This is a genomic window from Roseateles sp. 22389 (assembly GCF_052044995.1).
Lineage (GTDB): Bacteria > Pseudomonadota > Gammaproteobacteria > Burkholderiales > Burkholderiaceae_C > Roseateles.
In genome coordinates, this window is record NZ_JBQEOF010000025.1 from 1 (window position 1) to 3,668 (window position 3,668).

The 3,668-nt window shown below is 66.9% G+C and carries 3 protein-coding genes; all 3 read right to left on the bottom strand.

The annotated features are described in order from the left end of the window. Positions 1–33: 33 nt before the first annotated feature. The 3 genes from ACTJKJ_RS24375 to ACTJKJ_RS24385 all read right to left on the bottom strand — a co-directional run bounded on the left by ACTJKJ_RS24375 (position 34) and on the right by ACTJKJ_RS24385 (position 3,309). Complete coding sequence (locus ACTJKJ_RS24375) at positions 34–1,014, bottom strand: IS110 family transposase (protein ID WP_440819474.1); 981 nt, start codon at positions 1,012–1,014, stop codon at positions 34–36. A 260-nt stretch (positions 1,015–1,274) separates the two neighbouring features. After that, the gene (locus ACTJKJ_RS24380; RefSeq protein ID WP_091723698.1) at positions 1,275–2,615 is read right to left on the bottom strand and encodes a sigma-54-dependent transcriptional regulator; all 1,341 of its coding nucleotides are present in this window, start codon (positions 2,613–2,615) and stop codon (positions 1,275–1,277) included. Further along, positions 2,608–3,309, bottom strand: a complete 702-nt coding sequence (locus tag ACTJKJ_RS24385; RefSeq protein ID WP_440822639.1) for a sensor histidine kinase — start codon at positions 3,307–3,309, stop codon at positions 2,608–2,610. The genes ACTJKJ_RS24380 and ACTJKJ_RS24385 overlap by 8 nt, the downstream gene beginning before the upstream one ends. Between the last annotated feature and the right edge of the window lie 359 nt (positions 3,310–3,668).

Genomic DNA, 3,668 nt, shown 5'->3' on the forward strand with positions numbered 1-3,668 from the left:
GGGAGAGCAACTGTGTTCCAAGTCAAGCGCTAATCAGGCTAGCGCGGGCTGTGGATAAGAGGGCTGCCAAGCGGTGCCGGACTTGATGACGGCGTTGATGATGGTGAGCAGCTTGTGCATGCAGGCGGTCAGCGCCACCTTCTTAGGCTTGCCCGCTTGCACCAGTCGTTCGTAGAAGCTCCTGAGGACAGGGTCATAACGCACAGCGCTGAGCGAAGCCATGTACAGCGCCGAACGGACATTGGCCCGTCCACCCCAGGTGGAGCGCCGACCCTTGAATGTGCCGCTGTCGTTGTTCAACGGCGCCACACCCACGAGTTTGGCGATCTCGCGTCGCTTGAGTTGGCCGAGTTCGGGCAGCGCAGCCATCAGCATCGCTTGTGTGCCTGGCCCCACTCCCTTGAGCCCTTTGAGCAACTCCAGCTTGTCCTTGAAGTGCTCCTTCAGGAAGCCGCCCGCATCGTCATCGATCTTTCCGATTTGGTGGTCCAGCATCTTCAGAATGGTGCGAATGCTCTTGCGCTGCGACGCGTGCATGCTCGCCAATCGGTTGTGCTCAGCCACCCGCATGGCCACGAGCTGACTGCGCCGCGTCACCATGGCTAGCAGTGTCTCCTGCGCGTCCGTGGGCAGTTTGTAGAGCAGTCGCTCGCGCCGGTCGCTGGCATGCAGCGTGCGCGCAAACTGCGACAGCATCTTCGCGTCCGTGCGGTCCGTCTTGGCCAGGTAGCCCATCGCTTTGGCGAAGTCATGCGCCTGGCGCGGATTGATCACCATGACGGCCAAACCATGCGCGCACAGCATCGCCGCCGCCGGCTGCTCCAGCCCACCGGTGGCTTCCAGCAGAACGACTCCCACGCGCTCGCGCATCTCAGTGAGCATCGCCAACAGCGACTTCAAACCGGGCTCATCGTTGCTGAAGGTCTGCGTCTTGTCCCTGTCATTCAAGGCCACCTCAAGCGTGGCTTTGGAAACATCGATACCAACAAAAATCAGTTCAGGTGCGCCTGCCATTTCCCATCCTTGCAAATTCGAGGTCCGAGCACGCCAGTGCATGTCGGCCGTCCAGCAACTGTTCGGGCTTGCTCAACAGACGGCCAGTCGTCCACGCCAAATGCTCTCCCACGGGCTAGGTATCCCAGAGGGCAGACGGGCTGTGGACAACTGCCAAAACAAACCTGTGTGTACTCTCAAAACGAAAGATACAAGGGTTAGGGTGAGGGGGCTCCCCCGCAAGCGGGAGAGGATGAAATTGCTGCCCCGCGTTCGACGCGTCAGCGGAAATCGTCGAGCTGGATCCCGTGCCGGTGCAGCTTGTCGTACAGCGTCTTGCGCGGCGTTCCCAGCAGTTCCATCGCCGCCGGCACCTTGCCGCCGGAGCGGCGCAGCGCCTGCTCGATCAGTGCCTTCTCGACCATCTCCATCTGGCGCGCCAGCGCCAGGTTGGGCACCGCCTGGATCGCGGCGGTGGAGTCCAGGTCGTCCAGCGCGAGCACGAAGCGGTCGGCCGCGTTGCGGATCTCCCGCACGTTGCCGGGCCAGTCGTGGGCCATCAGCTCGCGCAGCTTGTCCGGCGTGAGCTCGGGCGCCTCGCGCTCATAGCGCTTGCAGGCCTGCGCGACGAAGTGCTCGAACAGCAGCGGGATGTCCTCGCGGCGCTCGCGCAGCGGCGGCAGCACCAGCGTGGCGATGTTGAGCCGGTAGTAGAGGTCGCTGCGGAACTGGCCGCGCTCGCCCATTTCCTTGAGGTCGGCCTTGCTCGCGGCGATGAAGCGCACGTTGATGACCTGTTCCTCGTTGGAGCCCAGCCGCTCGACGCGGCGCTCCTGCAGCACGCGCAGCAGCTTGATCTGCAGCGGCACCGGCATGGTCTCGATCTCGTCGAGCAGCAGGGTGCCGCCGTTGGCATGCTCGATCTTGCCGATGCGGCGCTTGCCCGCCGAGGTGAACGCGCCCGATTCGTGGCCGAAGAGCTCGCTCTCGAACAGCGCCTCGGGCAGGCCGCCGCAGTTGATGGCGACGAAGTGCCGGTCGCGGCGCGGGCTCTGGTCGTGCAGGCAGCGCGCGACCAGTTCCTTGCCGGTGCCGGTCTCGCCCAGGATCATCACGTCGGCCGATGTGGAGGCCAGGTTCAGCACCTGGCGCCGCAGCTGTTGCATCGCCGGGGACTTGCCCAGCAGCGCCGCCTCGATGCCGCTGGCGGCCGAGAGCTGCGCGCGCAGTTCGTCCGCGGAGTGGCGCAGCATGCGCAGATCCAGCGCGCGGCGCGCGGTGTCCAGCAGCCGCTCCGGCGCGAAGGGCTTCTCGATGAAGTCGTAGGCGCCGTTGCGCATCGCCTGCACGGCCATGTTCACGTCGCCGTGCGCGGTGATCAGGATCACCGGGATCTGGGGATCGGTCGCCTGGACGTGCGCCAGCAGCGCGCGGCCATCCATGCCGGGCAGCCGCACGTCGGTGATCACGATCACCTGCGCGCCGGGCTGCACGTGCGGCAGCGCCTCCTCGGCCGAGCGGCAGGGCACGACGCTCAGCCCCTCGAGCTCCAGCGTCTGGGTCAGGCTGACCCGCACCGGCAGGTCGTCCTCGACGAACACGACCTTGTAGCCCTCAAACATACTGACCCTCCTCGGCCTGCCAGGTGTCGACCTCCAGGTCGAATTCGAAAATCATGCCCTGGTCCAGCCGGTGCGCCCGCAGCGCGCCGCCGAACTCGTGGACGATCTTGGACGAGATCACCAGCCCCAGCCCCAGGCCTTCGCCGGCGGGCTTGGTGGTGAAGAACGGCTCGAACAGCCGCGGCAGCAGCGCCTCGCTCAAGCCCGGCCCGCTGTCCTGCACCTGCACGAGCACGCGCCGGCCTTCGTCCGCCGGCACCGCCGCCACGCGCAGCCGGCGCGGGTCCTCGGGACCGTCGGGCGGCGGCTCCGACGCGATCGCGTCGATGCCGTTGCCCAGCAGGTTCACCAGCACCTGCTCGAGCCGGTTGGACTCGGCGCTGACGCGCAGCCCCGGCGGCACGTCGACCTCCACCGCCAGGTCCAGCGCGCGGGTGCGGTGTTCCAGCAGCAGCCGCGCGTTGTTCACGCAGGCCAGCAGCGACACGGCCGTGCGCGCCGGCTCCGCCTTGCGGGCGAAGCTCTTGAGCTGGCGGGTGATTTGTCCCATGCGCTCGACCATGTCGTCCATCGTCTGCAGGTTGTCCGCGACCGCTTGCAGGCGGCCGGCCTCCAGCAGCCGTTGCGAATTCCGTGCCAGCGCGCGCAAGGCCGTCAGCGGCTGGTTGACCTCATGCGACAAACCAGCCGACATCTGCCCCAGCACCGCGAGTTTGCTGGTCTGCAGCAGCTCGCCCTCGGCCTGTCTGCGCTGGGCGATCTGGTCGAGCAGTTCCTCGTTGATCTGGCGGAGTTCCGCCGTGCGTTCGTCGACGATTCTTTCCAGCTGCGCGTGCGCGTTCTGCAATTCGGTCTTGGCCTGGAAGAGTTGTCGCAGCGCGCGCCGGCGCGACGCGAGGTACAGCAGCAGCATGCCGATCGCCGCGCCGAAGGCCGCGCCGCTCCAGGCCGCCAGCCGCGCCTGGCGCCGCACCTCGGACAGGTCGGACAGCGCCAGCAGCCGCAGGCCCAGCGGCAGCAGCTGGCGCTCCTGGGCCAGCAGTGTCGTGCTGG

What these genes read in the sequence shown, in the direction of transcription:
- ACTJKJ_RS24380 (WP_091723698.1), bottom strand. Translation starts at nt 2,615, where the DNA reads ATGTTTGAGGGCTACAAGGTCGTGTTCGTCGAGGACGACCTGCCGGTG.
- ACTJKJ_RS24375 (WP_440819474.1), bottom strand. Translation starts at nt 1,014, where the DNA reads ATGGCAGGCGCACCTGAACTGATTTTTGTTGGTATCGATGTTTCCAAA.
- ACTJKJ_RS24385 (WP_440822639.1), bottom strand. Translation starts at nt 3,309, where the DNA reads ATGTCGGCTGGTTTGTCGCATGAGGTCAACCAGCCGCTGACGGCCTTG.